Raw genomic sequence first — 19,185 nt, 5'->3', positions numbered from 1 at the left:
ACTACTCCCCCTCGCCGACAACAGCCGACGTCAGGGCGAACCGGATCGCCTGCGCCAACTGCGGCGTCGGAGACACCGGCACCACATCCGCGTCCATCACGACACCCGCAGCGGCAGCCCGATCCCGCAACTCCACAAACGCCTCCACCGCCTGCGCGGCAGACACCTCCAACGGCTCCCACTCGCCGCCATCACGCTCGAACGCCACCGTCTCGCTCACCCGCGTCAGGTCACAACCCGAGCGCAACCACAACGACGGCCGCCCGAACGCCAACCGATCACCAGCCAACGCCAACGCCACCAGCGTCGCCCTGGCCAACCCCGCCGCCTGCGCCGAAGCGTCACCGAATCGCAGCCGCTCCAACCCCGCCAACGAGATCCACGCTTGCCGGCGCACCTCCCGCACCGTCACCCCACCAGGAGCCGGATTCGGAGCGATGTGCCCATGCCCGATCTCGCTGAGCTTGCCGCCCTTCGCCTTCACCCCCTCCGGCAGGAACCGCCACTCACCCTCGGCCTTGGTCTTGTCATCAATCGCGCCGGTCAAGTTCGTCGGGTCATACCGGCCAGCACGCCGGTCTCCCTCCCACCACTGCACCCCGAACATCTCCGAGGCATACAGCCGCGCGAACTTCGGCCACCGCCCCTTCCGATGCGAGTCCCACGCCCCATACAGCAACGAGTACGGCTCCCGCCGGTACAACGGCCGCACATCCCCCGCCGACGCCGCCCGCAACTCCCGCCCCACATCACTGGAATCGAAGCGCACCCCACCCACCTCGCTGTCCCGCAGATACGCATCCGCGTACCGATGCGGAAAGTCCAACGACGTCAGACGCACCCCCTCCTGCTTCATCACCAACTCGAACAGCGGCAGATCAACCCGACCGGCATCCCGCGCCTGAAGCAACGCCTGCTCCACCCGATTCGCCTGCGACGGAACCTGATCCATCACCACCGTGTCGGTCTCGACACCGTCGACCAACCGCCGCTCGAACACGTACGGCCGCGGCAACCGTCCCTCCCGCTGCGCAGCCCGCACCTCTACCTCAGCGACCGGAAACGTGGGCGGAGCGACCCGACCCCCAGGCCCACCCACCGGCTGATACACAGCCCGAAAAGCAACCCCCGCATCCTCACGATCATCCGCCACCGCCAACAACAAACGATCAACAAAACTCGCCATACTGCTCCCTCTCGTTGCCCGACCTAAAGCACTGAGAGACAAGTAACAGAGCCCTACGACAAGAACATCCACCACCAAGAAGCCGAAAGCTGAATGAATTTCGCAGCACCCTCCCGCCGTGCCGAAAACCGCCGAAGCAGGCCTCTCGAAACTTGTGCCATACCGGCGTTCCAGGCGTCATCCCAGTTGGAGAGCCTGCCACTTCCGGTCGGGTCACGTACCTAGTCAGCCCTGAGCAAACGGCAGTCACCGCCGCAAGGGAGACCGGCCACATACGGCCGGTGCAGCGCGACGTTGGCGACGCCGTCGCGGTAGAGCTGCAGCCCGTCGCAATGGAAGCCGGCCGCGTACGGCCGGTACAAGGGTGCCTTCCACCCACCCCCGTCGATCTTCCCGTCGCAATGGAGACCGGCCGTTCACGGCCGGTGCAGCACGCCGCTGCCGTCTGGCTTCGGCTCGGCCCCGTAGTCGCAATGGAGACCGGCCGCATACAGCCGGTGCAGCTGTGCGCGACTTCGTGCAACACGATGCCGGCGCGCTTATCGCAATGGAGACCGGCCGCGTAGGGCCGGTGCAGCTCGGTTCGCGGCCACCTTGGTCACGCGGGTGTCGTCGTCGCAATGGAGACCGGCTGCGTACGGCTGGTGCACCAAGTCATGGTCAGGGCGGTGGTCTCGGTGCCGCCAGTGTCGCAATGGAGACCGGCCGCGTACGGCCGGTACAGCCCTGCCGGGCCTCGGCGACCATCACCGACCACGACGGGTCGCAATGGAGACCGGCTGCGTACGGCCGGTACAGCCGGGACTACGCGTTTGCGTTGCGCATCCCTGAGCCGGTGTCGCAATGGAGACCGGCCGCGTACGGCCGGTACAGCCCGGTGAGTACGCGCTGAACGGCGCCGCTGACGACCTGTCGCAATGGAGACCGGCCGCGTACGGCCGGTACAGCGTCCTGCTGGTTCTTGGCGTCTCCGATGGCGTCATAGCCGTCGCAATGGAGACCGGCCGCGTACGGCCGGTACAGCCAGTCTGCGCGTGGTCATCGTTTACGACATGGACCAGTCGCAATGGAGACCGGCCGCGTACGGCCGGTACAGCACGGCAAGCACATACGATATCGACAAGTTTGACTTTCGGTCGCAATGGAGACCGGCCGCGTACGGCCGGCACAGCCCTTGATGAGCTGGGCAAATGCCAGCACGACGAGACACAGGTAGAACGATCATTGGTTAATATCAACCTAGGTGCCCGTTATGCCGCCTCGGAACCCCACGCTCCTTCATCGCCCACCGGAGGTTCCTAGATCAGGTGGCCACTTCACTTTGTCGAGTTCTCAACGAACATGTCCGGCTCCACCGGTCCACTCGCAGCCTGGCATCTGCTGTATCGGCTCCGGGCTTAGCGCGGGTACGCCCGGCACGATCGGCCGGGCGCACCCGCCCGCTTGCGTCAGGCTAGAGGATGGGGCTCGCCGGTGAGAGCCGCCAAGGCGATGGCAACCTCGTGCAGGCTCGCTCGAACGTACGTCGTTGTGGTGCCGGCGTCGCTGCCGCCGCCGGAATGCCCTGCGTACTCGCGGGCGACGGCGTAGCCAAAGTTCCGCTCAACCCACGTCAGGGTCGTGTGTCGCAGCCAGTGCGTACTGATCTGCTGCACATACACCCACTGAAGATGCTCGCCGATCCGCACCCACAGGTGGTCGTAGCGGCGGTACGTAATGGGCTGCCCGTTGCGGTACCGCAGCAACTGACCTGCTCCCGTCGCATGCCGCTCCTCGGCATGCGACTGCAAGTGCCTCATGAGGGTTGGAGACACCGGCTGCCACCGCACCGTGTCGCCCTTTTCCCGCAGGAGGATGAGGCACTGTTCCGGGTCCAGGTCGACCGGTCGAAGTGCCAATGCGCCACCCCGGCGACATGCCGTCTCGGTGTGTAGCCGGAGCAGGAGGCTGTCCAATGCCGGATCATCACCTGTACTCGCGGCGACGGAATTGATCTCTGCCAACCGTGTGTCGGCCACGGCGCGCCTCGTGCTGGGCAGGCGCCGCGGCTTGGCTACCTTGAGAGCGGGGTTATCCGCCGCAGCGATGTGTCCGTCAGCCACCGCCCGCCGGTACAGGCACCGCAGCGCGGCGATCAGGTGCTCTGCCGCACTTCGGCCACCTCGTGCGTTACGCCGAGCGACCACGTGCGTCTTCACGTACTCCGCCAGCTGCTCGATCTCCGACGGAGTGGGTTCATTGAGTCGCCTCTGCCCCCACCGTTCCAAGACCCGCTTCCAATACGATCCGTAGGCACGCCGGGTTCCATCGCTGACCGCCGCCGACACGATTGGTACGTAATCTGCGAACGTCGGCGCCTGCGGGCGCTTCGTCGCCGCCTCAATGAGGTCAGCGGGCGAGATGCCCATCCTCGCGAGCAACAACCGAGCGGCATCCAGTTCGGCCTGGCTCGCCGTGTCACTCATGCTGTTCACCGCCGAGAGCAGCAGCGTGCATCTGAGCGACCACCGCGTCCAATGCTGCGGGTGGATGCACGACAAGCACGCCACCATCGGGGTCCGCCGCCAGCAGCAACCGGTCGCCCGGCTTGAGGCCGCACCATTTTCGGACGGCTGCCGGCAGATGTAGATGACCTTGACCCGTCAGGGTAAAGACGCCCTGCGGGTCCAGACGGACAACAATGAGGCCGGCGCTCTCGTGAATATGAAGACGGGTACCGCAGCCCCATCCGAGAGCGCGGACGATCATACGATCAGCGATCCGGCCACTGACATCGATGGCAGCCAGGCCGTAGACCGACGAGCCTGCTCGGGGGGTAGGAAGGTCGGGTAGGGGCAATGGGGGACGCCGCAGCGCCGCGCCTAGCCGCCGGTCCATCCTCTGGCCCTGCTCGGGAGGCATCGACGGCGGGATGAGAGAAGCCACGGTCACATCAGCCACGCCGATCACCGCCGCCAAGCGGCGCATCCGTCGAGGCTATCGCGGAGATGCAATCCGCGTGGTCAAGCGAGCTTGACCACCAGTACGTCAAGTACAGCAGGGATGCTTCAAATCTGTGTCCGAGGGGGGACTTGAACCCCCACGCCCTATACGGGCACTAGCACCTCAAGCTAGCGCGTCTGCCATTCCGCCACCCGGACCTACCCGTTCAGCCTACCTCGCCGACCAGATGATCTTTCCATCCGATGGTCGGCACGGCGGGCCGCACGGGGAGTTACTGTACACGCCACTCGTGGATCATGCACATCGCCTTCCGGTGCCTCTCCCCCGGCGCTTCCACCGCTGCTCAAGCCACCTCGAAACGGCTGCGGCGACACACCGTCGGAGCGTGTCCGGGTAGCGTCCGGCGGCCCTCTGGCGGCAGCATTGCCACGTGTCCCATCCCTCCCCCCTGGCAGCCGCCCAGCACCGAGCCCTCGCCCTGCGCGCCTCGGGCGATCTCAGCGCCGCCCGGCAACTGCTGGCGGAGGCCGTCGAATCCGCTCCCCCGCCGTACGGAGACGGCCACCCCGAGATGCTGCACACCGCGCATGTGCTGGCACGGCTGCACCGGGAGGGCGACGACCCGCTCGCCGCTCGCCGGGTGTTGGAGGAGGCGTTCGCGGCGGGCGAGCGGCGCTGGGAGCACTCTGATCCGCTGATGCTCGCGCTCGCCTTCGAGCTCGCCGAGGTGGCGGAGGAGCTGGGCAACCGGCACGAGGCCCGCCGCAACTACACCCGCGTCGCCACCGCCGGGCCCGCCGCGCTCGGGGAGAACCACCCTGCGGTACGCGCGGCTCGCGGCTACCTCGGTGCACCCGCACCGACGCCAGGCGGGCAGCAGCCTGCACCGCCGACGCCCACGGCGGCCCCGGTGACCGAACCCGGGGCCCGGTCGGCGCTGTCCGGCCCGACCCTGTCGCTGGCGACCCTGGCCGCGATGCGGCCGCCCGCTGGTGGCCCGCCGGCCGCCGCCGTCTCGCCCTGGGCACCGCCCCAACCGCCGGCCACGCCCCAGCCGAACCCTCCAGCGGTACGCGCACCCGCCACACCTACGCCACCCGGCGGCGGCACCGCATCGCCGGTTTCAGCCCCCCGGGGGACGCCCGTTCACCTGCCGCTCCAGCAGCGTGGCACGGAGCAGCCGGTTGGGCCGGCACGACCGGCCGGTGGGCCGTTGCCCCGGCCGAGGGTCGACGGCCCACCGACGACGCCGTCCGAGCCGCGGCCAGCACAGCGACCGCCGTCCGGACCAGCCGTGGCGCCCCGTCAGCGGGTGGGCGAACGGGCCACCCCACCGGTGGCCGATGTGCCGCCCCCACCGTCGACCCCAACCGCGCCCGCGTCCGCCGCGCCGCCGGCACCACCGGCGGTGCCGGCACCCCGTTGGGACAACCCCACGATCCGGGTACGGCAGATCGAGCCGCTACTGGCCGAGGAGACTGCCCGAGTCGAAGCCCGACCAGCCGCGCCGAGCGAATCGCACAAGGTGTCCGGCACCGAGTCGGCAGCACCGGGCAGGCCCGCCCCGAACGGTGACCATCCAGGGTCGGCGTACCCGATGAGCGGACCACCAGCCCAGCCCTTCGGCGCACCACCCCCGACCCCGCAGCCGATCTCGGTGCCCCCCAGCCAGCCGAGTCCGGTCTCCGGACCGCCGGCGCAGCCATACCCCGTCTCCGGTCCACCCGGCTACGGCCAACCCGTGTCCGGTCCACCCGGGCACACCTACCCGGTGTCCGCACCACCCGGGTTCGGGCCGCCCGTCTCCGGGCCGCCCTACGGACAACCTGTTTCCGCGCCCCCGGTTAGTGCTCCACCCGTGCCGCCGTGGGGGTTGACCGCACCGCCCTGGAGCAGCAGCGCCCCACCGCAACCGCTACCCACTCCCAGCGCCGACTCCGCCGAGCACACCACGACGGCTGGGCACACCACGACGGGCGTGGTCGCCGTCGGCGCGGACGGTGACTCTGGGCTGGGCATCCTGGACGCACCGGTGGCGCCGGCCCGGCAGGCCCGGATCGCGCCGTCCGACCAGACCGAGGTGATCCCGGCCGTTGCGCCGCAGGGCCCGGCGGAGGTTGCGGCCCGTCCGGCCCGGCCCGTCGCCGCCCAGCCCGCCCCGGTGGCCGCGCAGCCGAACCCCAGCACCGCCCCGGCAAGCCCGAGCACCGCTCAGGCACACCCCGTCGCCGCGCAGGCCGGCCTTGGCGTGGGGTCGGCCGGATCGGCGCCGCCGAACTGGTCGCCGGGCGTGGGCACCGATCCGTCCATGCCATCGCCAACCGCGCCGCCAACGGTTGGGCACTACCACCAGGACCAGCAACCGCCGCACGCGCAGCACCCGATGCCGTACCCCGGTCAGCAGTACCACCCGGCGCCGGAGCCGTACCGGCCGGCGTACGCCGAGGAGGGTGGATCGACGGGCCGCAACCGGACGGCGCTGATCGGCGCGGTCGTGGCGGCCGGGGTGGCCGTCATGGCGGTGGCAGGCCTGGGCGCGGTGGTGCTGACCCGCGACGACCCGCCGCCGACCGGGGCCGCACCAACGGCAGCGCCGGCACCGACGACGGCCGGGGCGGCGCCGGGTGACCTGAGGCTGCGGGACGATTCGACCACGATCACACTGACCTGGACGGACCCGTCCGGCGGTGCGGTGCCGTTCATGGTCGCCGCCGGTCGAGCCGGGCAGGCGCTGGGCGTGATCGCCACCGTGGACCCGGGCCGGACCAGCTACACGGTCAACGGATTGAACTCCCGGGTGGATCACTGTTTCACCGTGTTGGCGGTCTACTCGACTGACAGCTTCGCGACTTCGGGACAGGTCTGCACCGCGCGGGAGCGCACCAACCCGTCGAGCGGAGCGCCCTCGGGCCCACCGTCGCCGCGCTGAGCCCAACCGAACCGGGCTGAACTGGCCGTCCACAACGCACACGCTCGGTATCCACAGGGGTGACCGTGCGGGTTCCCCCGCCACCAGCAGCGCCATATGATGGCACCCGGCTCAGGGGAGGGGTTGCCGCGAGGCGCGCCACCTGCCACGACTCAGGGGAGGCAGCCGGCTGTGGCCAGCATCGACGACGCCGTACCGACCGAGGCCCCCCGCTCCCGGTCCCGGCTGCGCGGCGGGCTGGTGACCGTCGGCACGGTGACCGCGCTGCTGGCCGCCATGGGGCTGACCGTCCTCGGGTTGGGCGCGGCGGACAACGCGGTGGCCAACTACGACGCGAGTTCCTGGTTGTGGAGCGCGGCGCGCAGCGAGCTGGCCCGGGTCAACGGGGTCACCGCCCGGGTGGACACTCGCACCGAGATCCCCGGTGCCCGGCAACACCCGATGCAGGTCACCCAGACCGACCGGCTGCTGCTCCTGCGCGACCTGCAGACCGGGCAGGTCAGCTCCCTGGACCTGGCCACCCTCCAGCTCAGCGCCACCACCCGGACCACCCCCGGTCTGGGTGTGAGCGTGGCCCTGCACGAGGACGCGGCGTTCGTCGTCGACGCGGTGCAGGGCATCGTGCGGCAGTTGGACCCGCGATCGCTGACCCCGGTCGGTGAGCCGGTGCGCTTTCCGCCGGGCATCACCGGTGGCACGTTCGACGGCGAGGGTCGGCTCTGGATCGCCGTGCCCAGCCAAGGCACCGTCTCGGCAATCACCGCTGCCAAGCTGCCGTCCGCACCGGTGACGGCGGCGCCGGCGGGTGCCGGGCTCAGCCCACAGCAGGTCGAGTCGTACGACGTCGCCGACGCCAGCCACGAGCTGGTGGTCTCCACCCTGGACGACGGGGTGGCGGTGCTCGACCGGACGGCCGGGAAGCTGGTGCGGGTGCAGCGCGGTGAGGTCCACCCGACGCCGCTGACGCTGTCCGGCCCGGCGGCGCTGCCCGCACGCACCAGCGGGCCCCGGGTTCCGGTCACCGTCACCGCCGAGCGGCGGGTGCTGCTGGTGGGTGCCGGTGGTCAGGAGAGCGCGTTCACCGTCCCGGGTGAGGGGGATCGGCTCAGCCCGGCGGTGGCCTGGGCGGACCGGTTCTACTGTGCCGACGAGGCCACCGGCATCATCTACTCCTTCGACGTGGCGGGAAAGCTGGTCGAGACCATCCGCGGGCGGGCCAACGGGCCGCTCGAGCTGGAGGTTCGGGAGAATCACCTGTTCATCAACTCCCCCGACTCGGCGACCGCTCGGGTGGTGGACGACAAGCACCAGGTGCGCGAGGTCGACAAGTACGCCAACGACGTGCTCGGCGGTGACCCGCCGCCGGTGCCCCCGCCGCCGCCTCCGCCGAAGAAGCCCCGGGTGGGCAAGCCGAGCGCGCCGCGCAGCGTCACCGCCGCCGCCGGCAACGCCCAGGCGCGGGTGAGCTGGCGGCCGGCCGCCGCCAACGGCGCCGAGATCATCAAGTACGTGGTGGAGGGCGCCGGCCAACGCCTGGAGGTGGGCGCCAACCAGCGTGCGGTGGAGGTCAAGGGCCTGACCAACGGCGAGACGTACCGGTTCGCCGTGCACGCCGTCAACGCCAAGGGCGACGGCCCGCCGCGCACCAGCAACCCGGTGACGCCGACCGCCGCGGTGCCCGACCCGCCAGCGAGCGTCACCGCCCAGGAGCGGCCGGACGGCACGGTGTCGGTGAAGTGGCCGGCCGCGAACGGGCAGGGCAACACGATCGCGAGGTACGCGGTGACGGCCAGTTCGGCGGGGACGAACGCGCCGGCCGGCGAGTCGACCAAGACCGAGCTGGTGGTGCCCGCCGGTGAGCTGGAGTTCGGCACCCAGTACGCGTTCACCGTGGTGGCGATCAACAGCAAGGGTGCCGGGTCGGCGGCGTCTCCGGTCAGCAACACGGTGGTGCCCTTCGCGGCGCCCGGTCGGCCGCTCGACCTGCGGGCCGGCACGGTCGCCAATCAGCCGGGCGCGGTGACGGTGCAGTGGGCGCCGGCCGAGACCAACGGTCGGCCGGTGACGAAGTACCTGGTGGACGTCGGTGGACGGGTCAGCGAGGTGACCGACACCCGCACGACCGTGACCGGGCTGGGCAACGGCCAGAACGTCACGGTGAAGGTGAAGGCGGTCAACGAGGCGGGGCCGGGCCCGGAGGCCACCGCCACCGCCCGGACGGTGGCCGAGCCTCGGGTCACGGTGACCGGCTCGTCGTCGACGGCCACCGGGGTGACGGTGACGTTCACCGTGGACGCCGGCGGCGGTCAGGCCACCTGCTCGCTGAGCACGGCGGGCGAGCCGGCGAAGGCCGGGGCGTGTTCCAGCATCACGATGACGGGCCTGACGCCGGGCACGAAGTACACGTTCACGGTGACAGCCAGCAACGCCGCCGGTAAGGGCACTGCGCAGAAGGCGCAGGACACCCAGCCGCTGTATGGGATCGCGACCTGCAACAACGGGCCCGACGGTGACCAGCGGACCTACTGCAACAAGGAAGTCGACGGCCGCAACGGCAACGAGGTCTTCAAGGTCACCCGGCAGGACAACGACCAGCAGGCCGGCTGGGCGAAGCCCGGCACCCGGCTGAAGGCGTACTGCAAGAAGTCGGGCGAGAACGTCGACTCGTGGATCTACAACAACCAGAAGCAGAGCAACTGGTGGGTGCAGGTCGAGTTCGAGGGGAAGAACTACATCCCCTGGGCCTGGCTCAACCTGGAGGGCGGCGACAACATCAACGTCCTGCCCACCTGCTGAACCACCAGGCAAGGAGCACCACCGACCGTGAACATCCACGAGCCGCTCACCCAGCCGGAGGTGCAGGGTTTCGCCGCCCTGGCCGCCCGGCTGGCCGAGAACGTCAACGCGGTCGTGCTCGGCAAGCCGCAGGTGGTGCGGCTGGCGCTGACCGCGCTCTTCGCCCAGGGTCATGTGTTGCTGGAGGACGTGCCCGGGGTCGGTAAGACGACCCTGGCGCGGGCCATCGCGGCCACGGTGAAGGGTGAGTGGCGGCGCATCCAGTTCACGCCCGACCTGCTCCCCTCAGACGTGTCCGGCGTGACGATCTTCAACCAGGCGACCCGGGACTTCGAGTTCCATCCGGGGCCGGTCTTCGCCAACATCGTCATCGCCGACGAGATCAACCGGGCGTCGCCGAAGACCCAGTCGGCGCTGCTGGAGGTGATGGAGGAGCGGACGGTCACAGTGGACGGGGTCCGGCACCCGGTGCCGTCGCCGTTCCTGGTGGTGGCGACGCAGAACCCGGTGGAGATGGACGGCACCTACCGGCTGCCCGAGGCGCAGTTGGACCGTTTCCTGGTGAAGCTGTCCGTGGGGTACCCGGACGAGGCGGTCGAGGTCGAGGTGCTGCGCGGCGCGACCGTGCGCTCCCCCGAGGCGCTGGCCCCGGTCACCGACACCGCCACCGTCGGGGAGATGGTCCGGATGGCCCGCCGCGTGCACATCGCCGAGCCGCTGTACGCGTACGCGGTCCGGCTGGCCGCGGCCACCCGTACCCACCCGCAGGTGCGCGTCGGGGTCAGCCCCCGGGGTGTGATCGCGTTGACCCGGGCGGCGTGCGCGTACGCGCTGATCGACGGGCGGGGCTGGATCATGCCGGAGGACCTGAAGGCGCTCGCCGAGGCGGTCTTCGCGCACCGGCTGCTGCTCACCCCGGATGCCCAGGTGCGCGGGATGACCGCCGCGGAGGTGCTGCGCCAGGCCGTCGCCTCGGTGCCGGTGCCGCTGCCGTCGGGGCAACCCGCTCCGGTGCAGGGCTGACCGGCAGTAGCGCGATGGGGATCACCGCCCGCGGGGTCGGGCTGCTCGTCGCGGCTGTGGTGCTGCTGGGGGCGGGTTTCCGGTTCGCGTACCCCGAGTTGACGTTGCTCGGCGCGGCGGCCGGCGCGGCCGTCGGGTACGCCGCGCTGGTCGCGGCCTGGCGTCCCCGGCTGGCGGTGACCCGCCGGGCGGACCCGGACCGGGTGGCCCGTGGCGAGCCGGCGAGCATGACGTTGACCGTGCGCAACACCGGCCGGTTACGGTCGGCGAACCTGTTGGCCGAGGACCGGTGCGGGGCGCGGACCGTGCCGGTGCCGGTGTTGCGGCTGCGGCCCGGCCGGGACACCGAGGTCCGCTACGACGTGCCGACCCACCGTCGGGGGGTGGTGCCGGTCGGCCCGCTGCGGGTGACCCGACGCGACCCGCTGGGGTTGGTGGCGCTGGCCCGCCCGTACGGCGCGGCGGTGCCGGTCTGGGTGCACCCCCGGATCCACCCGCTGACGGCGGTGCCGCGCGGTGCGGGGCGCAGCCTCGACGGCCGGGTGGACGGCGTTCCACACGGGTCGATCACGTTCGACTCGCTACGGGAGTACGTGGTCGGCGACGAGTTGCGCCGGGTGCACTGGCGGACCAGCGCCCGGATGGGTGAGCTGATGGTGCGGGAGAACGTGGACACCAGCCTGCCGCGTCTCGTCGTCCTGCTGGACAACCGCGCTGCCGCGCACCCGCACCGGGTCGGCGGCGTGGCGGAGTCGTTCGAGTCGGCCTGTGAGGCGGCGGCGTCGATCGTCACCGCCGCGCACCGCGCCGACCTGCCAGTGCTGTTGCTGTTCGTCGCCGCGGAGTCGGCGGAGACCACGACGCCCGATGGCGCGCTCGGGCCGCTGGACCGGCTCGCCGCCGCCGAGTTGTCCGGCGATGGCGACGCGGTGCGGGCGGCCACCACCCGGCTGCGGCAGGACCGGCTCGGCGACACGTTGATCTTCCTGACCGGGCCGGGTGGCCGGGACGAGTTGGGGCACGTCGGGGCGCTGCGCGGGGCGTACCCGTCGGTGGTGGTCGGGGTGTTCGGCGCGGCCGAGCCGACGCCGCCGGGCGCCGCCGGCCTGGTGGTCGTCGACGCGGCGGACGGCGCGCAGTTCGCGGCCGAGTGGGACGGGGTGCGGCGGTGGTGACGGGCGCCGTGCGGGTGCTGCGGGCGGCGGTGCTGCCGCTGGCGCTGATCGGGCTGACGGCGCTCGCCGGGGTGGTGCTCGGCCGGGTGTACGCGGGCAGCCTGTTGACCTGGCTGGTCGCTGGCGCGGCGACCGGTTCGGTGCTGGTCAGCGTGGCCGCCCGGCGGCTGCCGTCCTGGTTGGTGGCGCCGGTGTCGGTCGCCGCGATGGCCGGCTGGACACTGTGGTCGTTGCGGCTGACCGCCACCCGCGCCGAGGTGCCGGGCGGCCTGTTGGAGGTCACCGCGGACGCCGCCCGCAACGGCATCCCCCGGCTGCTCACCGCGATGATCCCGGTGGAGCCCACCCCGGACACGGTGCTGGTGCCGGTTGTCGCCGCCTGGCTGGCCGGGCTGGCCGGCGCGGAGGTGGCGCTGCGCACCGGCCGGGTGCTGCTGGGGTACCTGCCGGCGGCGGGGCTCTACGCCGCCTCCCTCTACGTGGTCGGCCCGAACGCCGAACCGGCGGTCGGAGCGACGCTGGCGTTCGTCGCGGTCGCGGCGGTCGGCCTGGCGACCCCCACCAGGACAGCACCGAGCGGCGGTGATCCCACCGCCGACCTGACCCCCGGGGTACGCGCGGCGGTGCGACTGCGGCTGGCCGCCAGCGCGGCGCTCGGGGTGGCCCTGGTGGTCGGGTTGGTCGCGTTGCTCGGCCCGGTCGTCGCCGGGCAGGTCGACGGTCGGCCGGTGGACCCGCGCCGGTACGTGGAGCCGCCGCAGGTGCAGACGCTCGACGAGAACCCGTTGATCCGGATCTCCGGGTGGGCGTTGCACCCGGAGCAGAAGCTCCTCGACGTGAGCACGGAACGCCCCGACGCACCGCCCGCCAGCACCACGCCGGAGGCTGACCCGGCGGCGGACACCGCTCGCGGTGTGCGGATCCGGTTGGCGGTGCTCAGCGACTACGACGGGGTGACCTGGCGGGTCGGCGCGACGTACCGCAACGCCGGTCGGATCCTGCCGGCCGTCGTCCCGGCCCGGGACAGCACCGTGCGGACGGTCCGGCAGCAGATCAGCGTCGCCGAGTTGAGCGGTCGGCTGCTGCCCGCCGTGGCGACACCCCGCGAGGTCAGCGGCGCGCGGGTGGCGTACGACCCGGCGAGCGGAACGCTGATCCGACCGGAAGGGCTGACGCCGGGGCTGCGGTACACGGTGACCTCCGTCGAGGAACGTCCGGATTCGAACCTGTTGGCCACCGCGAACGTGCCGGCCGGCGACGAGGTGGCCCGGGTGCTGCGGGTCGCGGACGGGGTGCCCGACCCGATGCGCCGGCTGGCGGCGCAACTCGCCGAGGAGAACGGCGCACCGTTCGCGCGGGCGTCGGCGATCGAGCAGTTCCTGGCCGAGCACTACCGGGTGGCGGCGGACGCGCCAAGCGGGCACGCGTACCCGAATCTGGGTTTCTTCCTTTTCGGACCCCGCAACGGCGGCGGGCAGGAGGGCACCTCGGAGCAGTTCGCCGCGGCGTTCGCCGTCCTCGGCCGGCTGTCCGGGCTGCCGACCCGGGTCGTGGTGGGCTTCCGGACCAGCGGGCAGGGGCCGGTGCTGGCCGGTGACGCGTACGCCTGGCCGGAGGTGCTGTTCGACGGACTGGGTTGGGTGCCGTTCGACCCGCTGCCCCGCCCGAACGACGAACCCCGACCGGTGGAGGAGGATTTCCGCCCGACGCCGGAGGACCCACCGCCGTCGGAGGCGCCGGCGCCCACCGCGGAGCCGAGCGCCGCACCGGAGCCGCCGGCCACCGCCGACGGCCCGCCCCGCCCGGACGGGGTCTCCACGCCGGTGCTGGTCGCCGGCGGCAGCGGCGGGCTGCTGCTGGTGGTGGGGGCGCTCCTGCTCACCCTGCTGGCGATGCGCCGCTCCCTCACCCGCGACCGGCTCGTGCGGGGCGATCCCGGCCAGCGCATCGCCGGCGCCTGGCGGGAGGTCACCGACGCGCTGCGGTTGGCCGGGAAACCGGTCGGGGACGACCTGGCCGCCACCGAGGTCGCCGGGTACGCCCGCCAGACCCTCACCGACGCCCGGGCCGGCACGACCGGCGACGACACGACCGCCGTCGCGCCCACCGGCGGCACGGCGACGGCAGACGCGTCCAGCCCGGCCGTCGAGGAGCTGGCGGCCCTGCTCAATCAGATGGGCTTCGCCCCCGGCGCCGCGACACCCGACCAGGCGGCTCGCGCCGCCGAGGTGGCCACCGCCTATGTGGCCACCCTGCGCTCCGCCCGCCCCTGGTGGCGCCGCCTGCTCTGGTCCGTGCACCCGTCTCCCCTGCGCCGCGCCCGCCGGCCGCCGCGGTGATCAAGAGCTTTCCGTCGACTGCGGACCCATTCCTGACGCAAACTTCTTGATCACCGGCGGCAGGTGTCCCCGTGCGGTAGCGCGTCAGGTGGTCAGCCGGCGGATGAGTTTGCGCATGCCGGCCTGCCAGCCGTCCGGGTCCTCGGCGCGGCGGCGGGCGTAGTCGGCGACCTCGGGGTGCGGCAGGATCAGGAAACGTTCCTCGGCCAGCCCGGCGATGGCCGCGTCGGCGACCTGGTCCGGGGTGAGCACCGGACCGGACGCGGCGACCACCCGGGCGCCGAGATGGCCCTCGACGAGCCCGTCGGTGAGCATCGGGGTGTCCACCCCCTGTGGGCAGAGCGCGCTGACCCGGATGCCCCGGTCCCGGTAGGTGATGGCGAGCCACTCGGCGAATCCCACCGAGGCGTGCTTGGTCGCGGTGTACGCGGCGTCGCCCACCGCGGTGAGCACACCCGCCGCCGAGCAGGTGTGCAGCAGGTGCCCGCCGCCCCGGGCGAGCATGCCGGGCAGCACCGCGCGGGCCGAGTAGACGTGGGCGAGCACGTTGACCCGCCAGGCGCGGTCCCAGCCGGCGTCGTCGACCTCCACTCCCCCGCCGGTGGTCACTCCCGCGTTGGCGCAGAACAGGTCGATCCGGCCGTACCGCTGCTCGGTGTCGGCGACCAGGTCGCGGACCTGCTCCTCGTCGGTGACGTCGAGGGCGTGGGCGTGCGCGACCGGGCCGATGCCGTCGGCCACCGCGCGGGCCGCGTCGGCGTCCAGGTCGGCGACCACCACGGCGGCGGCGCCCTCGGCGGCGAACCGACGGGACAGCGCCGTGCCGATGCCGCCGGCCCCGCCGGTGACCACCACGATCCGGTCGGTGAGGTTCACGCGGATGCCTCCACCGCAGTGCCCAGCCGGGCGATGAGGCTGAGCAGCGCGGTCGCGTCGCCGGCGGTGACCTCGGGGGTCGGCAGCAGCGCGAGGATCGGCACGTCCACCCCGTTGTCGGCGTAGCGGCGCACCTCGGCGCGGCACCGCTCCGGCGAGCCGTGCAGCACCAACGAGTCGACCACGTCGTCCGGCACCGCCGCGCTGGCACCGCGCCGGTCACCGGCGGCCCAGGCCGCCCACATCGGCGCGAGTGTGTCGTCGCGGCCGAGCCAGCGGTGGAACTCGGCGTACGCCGGGACGGTCAGGTAGCTGGTGATGAGTCGGCGGCCCAGCGCCCGGGCGTACCCGGCGTCCTCGGTGGGGCAGACGAAGATCCGGGCGGCGACCTCGAACCCGGCGCGGCGCTCGCCCAGCTCGGCGAGGGCGCGGGGCACGTCGTCGGCGCTGAGCCAGTTGAGGATGACTCCGTCGGCTTCCGCCCCGGCCAGCCGGAGCATTCCCGGGCGCAGCGCGGCGAGCAGGATCGGTGGCGGCACCGCCGGCGGTCGTTCCAGCGTGAACCGGCGGACGGCGAAGGTGTCGTAGACCTCGTCGACGGTCTCGCCGCCCAACGCGGCGCGCAGGAAGCGCAGGACGTCGCGGGTGCGGCGGAACGGCTCGTCGAACGGCACCGAGTTCCAGTCCCGTACCAGCACGGGTGAGGACGCGCCGATGCCGAGCGAGAAACGGCCGGGCGCGGCCTCGGCCAGCGCCGCCGCGCTCATCGCCAGCAGCCCGGGGCCGCGGGTGAAGACCGGCGTGATCGCGGTGCCGAGCCGCAACCCGGGCTGCCAGGCCGCGGCGAGCGCCAGCGGGGTGAACGCGTCGGTCCCGGCGACCTCGGACGACCACACGTCGGTGAACCCGGCCCGGTCGAGGGCCGCGTAGGCCGCGTCGTGGTGCGCCAACGCGATCCCGCCCAGCGGCACCGTCATGCCCCATCGATTCGTCACCGATCGATCGTGCCCGTTGACGCGGGCCCGGGCAAGATCCCCGGGTTGGGCAGAATCGCCGGTCTCCGGCCGTACCGGCGGACGGGAAGTGCTACCACTTCGAGGTGGACCGGACCGACGGCGCCGGCCGCTGGCCATGGGTTCCAGGCGGTGCCGCTGCTGTTCCTGCCCGGCGTGGTCGCGGCCGCGGTCGGGGTGCTGGTGTTGGCCGGGGTCGCGGTGGCCGACGCCCGCCGGGCGCACGGCGCCCCACCGGAGGCCGGCCGACGCGCCACCGTTCTGAACCACTCGTGCGCCCACGATGCCCGGCCCGCGCGGACGGCTAGTCTCGGCGGGTGACCTTCTCGCTCGTCGCCCGCTCCGCCGACGGCCGCCTGCACGGCGTGGCCGTCGCCAGCAAGTTCCTCGCCGCCGGGGCACTGGTGCCGGCCGCCGGCGCCGAGGTGGGTGCGCTGGCCACCCAGGCGCACGTCAACCTCGCCTACCGCCCGCAGGGCCTCGCCCTGCTACGGACGGGGGTGGCCGCCGCCGACGTGGTGGCCGGGCTGATCGCCGCCGACCCCGAACGGGACCACCGCCAGCTCGGAGTCGTGGGGGCCAGTGGCTCGGGCGCCAGTTGGACCGGCCCGGCCTGCCATCCGTGGGCCGGCGGGCGCACCGGCGACGGCTGGGCCGCGCAGGGCAACGTGCTCACCGGTCCGGAGGTCGTCGACGCCCTCGGCGCGGCCTGGCTGGCCGGATCGGCGCTGCCGTTCGCGGAGCGGCTGCTGGCCGCGCTGCGGGCCGGCGACGAGGCTGGCGGCGACCGACGTGGCCGGCAGAGCGCCGGCCTGCTGGTTGTCGAGCGCGGCGGCGGGTACGGCGGTACCAGCGATGTGGTGGTGGACCTTCGGGTGGACGACCACCCGGAGCCGATCACCGAGCTGAGTCGCCTGCTCGCCATACACACCATGCTGTTCGGCCGGCCCGACCCCGCCACCCTGCTCGACCTGAGCGGCGCGGTCGCCGCCGAGGTGGCGGCGTTGCTCGCTGCACTGGGCCATCCGGTGCAGGAGGACGGCACGGAGGCGGCGTTGATCTCCTGGGCCGGGCTGGAGAACCTGGAGGAGCGGCTGGTGCCGGGGCGGATCGACCCGGTGGTGCTCACGCACCTGCGCGGTGTGGCCCCGCACGTCCCCGCGCCCCGCTCCGCGAGCTGACCCGTCAGCGCCCGCTGCACGAGCCAGCAGCGACCGGCGCGAGCGACCGCGGCCCCGCAGATCCGGGGTCAGCGGCCGAAGGCGAGCCAGCGGAAGCCGGTGGCGTCGATGGTGGCCCGTTCCGGGGCGGTCACCGCCGCCCGGCCGGTGGTCTTCCGGATCAGGGTCAGCCGGTCCCAGCTCAGCCCGGCCGGTGTCGGTCGCCCGGCGGTGAGCAGATCGGCGATGACCACGGCCGCCGGCGGGGTGAGCCACGGCGGCCGGCCCAACGCGGCGGCCAGGTCCAACCCGTGCACCCCGACCTCGACGACCCGGGTCCGCAGGAACTCGCCGAGGCGCATCGCGTCGCCGTGCCGGGTGCGCACCACCCGATCCGGCGGCGCGGCGCGGACTGCCGCCTCGGTGGCCCGCCAGGCCCGGTCGAACTCGGTCGCCAGCGCCGCCCTATCCACCCGCAGGGCGTCCCGCTGGCCGCCGGCGATCCGGTCGGCGTCCACCTCCGCGGTGAACTTCGCGGTGCCGAAATAGCCGGCGGCGTCCACCTCGGCGTGGGGCGGGGCCGGCGCGGCGAGCATGTCGGTGAGCCGACCGGCACCGGTGCGGATGTGCGCGATCAGGTCCCGAACCCTCCACGGAGGGCAGTCGGTGGGCAGGTCGAGGTCGCCGTCGACCAGCTCGGCCAGGATCTCGGTGAGCCGCGTGCACTCGGCGGAGAACGCCGTGCGGATCAGCTCCATTCGCCGACTCAGCCCTTGACCCGGGGCACCAGCCGGTGCACGACGGTCAGCGCCAGCGCCATCACCACCGCCATCGTGCCGGCGATCCCGGCAGCGCTGCCCGCGTACCCGACGAACAGTGGGCGGCGGGACAACTCGTCCGGCCCGGTGTCGCGCAGGTCGAGCAGCCAGGCCAGGGAGAGCCCGCAGGCGACCAGGGCGAGCACACCGGCCAGCCCGAGCACCAGCGCCGCGACCCGGTGCGCGTCGCCGGGGGCGATCTCGGCCTGCTCCCGCTGGGTGACCAACAGCAGCAGCCCGGCCAGCGCCGCCCACACGCCCACCACGAGGTACGCGGCGACCGCGTCGCTGGGCCGGTGCCAGCCGGCGGAGAGGGTGGCCACCCCGGCGATGGCGGCGTAGCTGGCGCCGATGAAGGCACCGACGGCCCGCACCTTGGGCGGCAGCACGAGCATCAGCGCGACCGCCACCGAGGCGGCCACCGTGGCGTGTCCGCTGGGCAGGCTGTTGCCCACCGCGGCGCGTTCCGGGTCGAGACCGTAGTCGGGGCGGTTCAGCCCGTGCTTCAGCAGTTGGGTCGTGACGTTCGCGCCGGCGATCAGCAGGGTCGCGGTGATCGCCAGGGCGATCCGCCCCCGGATCAGCGCGATGAACCCGATCATCGCGGTGGCGGCCAGCAGCGAGACCACCGACATCGCGTTGAGGATCTTGTCGACCGGACCGTCGATGGTGTCCTGCCCGATCCGGTTACCGGTGAGCGCGACAGTGTCCACCCACTGCCCGACCTCAAGGTGCACCGCCACCCGCCATACGGCGAGGAAGGCGGCCGCCTGGACGAGGGCCAGTACGACCAACCAGACCGCAGTCCAACCCCGTGCCGTCGCGCGCATCCGCACACCGTAGCGGCAGGTGTCGGCGGTCCAACCGGTGGCCCGCCGGCAATCGCCGGTTAGGTTGAGCCGGAGACGAGGAGGCGTTGGTGAGCGA

The 19,185-nt window shown here is 72.7% G+C and carries 14 protein-coding genes and 1 tRNA gene; 7 read left to right on the top strand and 8 right to left on the bottom strand.

The annotated features are described in order from the left end of the window. Position 1 precedes the first annotated feature (1 nt). From cas7u to ACIBF8_RS25615, 4 genes are all read right to left on the bottom strand, one after another. Positions 2-1,186, bottom strand: a complete 1,185-nt coding sequence (gene cas7u, locus ACIBF8_RS25630; RefSeq protein ID WP_396786252.1) for a type I-U CRISPR-associated RAMP protein Csb1/Cas7u — start codon at positions 1,184-1,186, stop codon at positions 2-4. A gap of 1,448 nt (positions 1,187-2,634) precedes the next feature. Beyond that, positions 2,635-3,651 carry a tyrosine-type recombinase/integrase gene (locus tag ACIBF8_RS25625; protein ID WP_396786216.1) on the bottom strand — a complete coding sequence of 339 codons (1,017 nt, stop codon included), beginning with the start codon at positions 3,649-3,651 and terminating at the stop codon, positions 2,635-2,637. Beyond that, complete coding sequence (locus ACIBF8_RS25620; protein ID WP_396786214.1) at positions 3,644-4,153, bottom strand: AbrB/MazE/SpoVT family DNA-binding domain-containing protein; 510 nt, start codon at positions 4,151-4,153, stop codon at positions 3,644-3,646. Before ACIBF8_RS25620 ends, ACIBF8_RS25625 begins: the two co-directional genes overlap by 8 nt. A gap of 89 nt (positions 4,154-4,242) precedes the next feature. After that, positions 4,243-4,326 (bottom strand) — tRNA-Leu (locus tag ACIBF8_RS25615). A gap of 233 nt (positions 4,327-4,559) precedes the next feature. On the opposite strand from ACIBF8_RS25615, the gene ACIBF8_RS25610 reads away from it, so the two are divergent. The 5 genes from ACIBF8_RS25610 (at position 4,560) to ACIBF8_RS25590 (ending at position 14,391) form a co-directional block, all read left to right on the top strand. Continuing rightward, a complete protein-coding gene (locus tag ACIBF8_RS25610) occupies positions 4,560-7,058 on the top strand; it encodes a tetratricopeptide repeat protein (RefSeq protein WP_396786212.1) in 2,499 nt (832 codons plus the stop codon). Positions 7,059-7,229: 171 nt separating this feature from the next. Further along, positions 7,230-9,854, top strand: a complete 2,625-nt coding sequence (locus ACIBF8_RS25605; protein WP_396786210.1) for a fibronectin type III domain-containing protein — start codon at positions 7,230-7,232, stop codon at positions 9,852-9,854. 27 nt (positions 9,855-9,881) lie between these two features. Next, positions 9,882-10,877: an AAA family ATPase gene (locus ACIBF8_RS25600; protein WP_396786208.1), complete on the top strand. Its 996-nt coding sequence runs from the start codon at positions 9,882-9,884 to the stop codon at positions 10,875-10,877. Between the two features lie 14 nt (positions 10,878-10,891). Beyond that, on the top strand, positions 10,892-12,052 hold the full coding sequence (locus ACIBF8_RS25595) for a DUF58 domain-containing protein (RefSeq protein WP_396786206.1): 1,161 nt from the start codon (positions 10,892-10,894) through the stop codon (positions 12,050-12,052). After that, a complete protein-coding gene (locus tag ACIBF8_RS25590) occupies positions 12,046-14,391 on the top strand; it encodes a DUF3488 and transglutaminase-like domain-containing protein (protein ID WP_396786205.1) in 2,346 nt (781 codons plus the stop codon). The genes ACIBF8_RS25595 and ACIBF8_RS25590 overlap by 7 nt, the downstream gene beginning before the upstream one ends. Positions 14,392-14,475: 84 nt before the next feature. Here the strand turns inward: ACIBF8_RS25590 and ACIBF8_RS25585 are convergent, their stop codons facing one another. Further along, entirely contained in the window at positions 14,476-15,267 is a 792-nt protein-coding gene (locus tag ACIBF8_RS25585) for an SDR family oxidoreductase (RefSeq protein WP_396786203.1), read from the bottom strand. Further along, positions 15,264-16,244: an LLM class F420-dependent oxidoreductase gene (locus ACIBF8_RS25580; RefSeq protein ID WP_396786250.1), complete on the bottom strand. Its 981-nt coding sequence runs from the start codon at positions 16,242-16,244 to the stop codon at positions 15,264-15,266. The genes ACIBF8_RS25585 and ACIBF8_RS25580 overlap by 4 nt, the downstream gene beginning before the upstream one ends. Positions 16,245-16,412: 168 nt before the next feature. Here ACIBF8_RS25580 and ACIBF8_RS25575 point away from each other — a divergent pair, with 168 nt between their 5' ends. After that, entirely contained in the window at positions 16,413-16,601 is a 189-nt protein-coding gene (locus ACIBF8_RS25575) for a hypothetical protein (RefSeq protein ID WP_396786201.1), read from the top strand. Next, entirely contained in the window at positions 16,598-17,461 is an 864-nt protein-coding gene (locus ACIBF8_RS25570; protein WP_396786199.1) for a DUF1028 domain-containing protein, read from the top strand. Before ACIBF8_RS25575 ends, ACIBF8_RS25570 begins: the two co-directional genes overlap by 4 nt. 68 nt (positions 17,462-17,529) lie before the next feature. On the opposite strand, the gene ACIBF8_RS25565 is transcribed toward ACIBF8_RS25570, so the two are convergent. Beyond that, the gene (locus ACIBF8_RS25565) at positions 17,530-18,198 is read right to left on the bottom strand and encodes a maleylpyruvate isomerase N-terminal domain-containing protein (protein ID WP_396786197.1); all 669 of its coding nucleotides are present in this window, start codon (positions 18,196-18,198) and stop codon (positions 17,530-17,532) included. Between the two features lie 8 nt (positions 18,199-18,206). Then, positions 18,207-19,094 carry a phosphatase PAP2 family protein gene (locus ACIBF8_RS25560; RefSeq protein ID WP_396786195.1) on the bottom strand — a complete coding sequence of 296 codons (888 nt, stop codon included), beginning with the start codon at positions 19,092-19,094 and terminating at the stop codon, positions 18,207-18,209. Positions 19,095-19,185: the final 91 nt, after the last annotated feature.

Origin of the sequence: Micromonospora sp. NPDC050276, from assembly GCF_044459545.1 — a bacterium.
GTDB lineage: Bacteria > Actinomycetota > Actinomycetes > Mycobacteriales > Micromonosporaceae > Micromonospora.
The sequence above is the reverse complement of the archived record's forward strand: the minus strand, read 5'-3'. Positions and strand labels throughout refer to the sequence as shown.